Here is a 268-nt window from a genome sequence, read left to right on the forward strand (position 1 = left end):
TCTCGTTCCAGGGCTGAGGATTCCTCAGACCAGGGCGCCGGCATTCATGATCCCGTCGGGGTCGCGGGCGCGCTTGACGGCCGCGATCAGGCGCAGGCGGGCGGGATCGGAATAGCGCTCCAGGAGGTCGCGCGTGAAGCGGCCGATGCCGTATTCCGCGCTGTATCCGCCGCCGTATTCCAGCGCGATCGGGTAGAGGTCGTGGGCGAAACCCGCCTCGATCTCGCGCGTGAACGCGACCCGGTCACTGCCCGCCGGCACGACGAGG

1 protein-coding gene is annotated in these 268 nt (G+C 69.4%); it reads right to left on the reverse strand.

Translation table 11 applies throughout. From position 1 onward, the window contains the following. Positions 1–24: 24 nt before the first annotated feature. On the reverse strand, positions 25–268 hold a 244-nt coding region (locus AC0IWM_RS23755; RefSeq protein WP_471759143.1), incomplete at its 5' end, for an FAD-linked oxidase C-terminal domain-containing protein.

It is taken from the genome of Methylobacterium sp. AC433 (assembly GCF_979253015.1).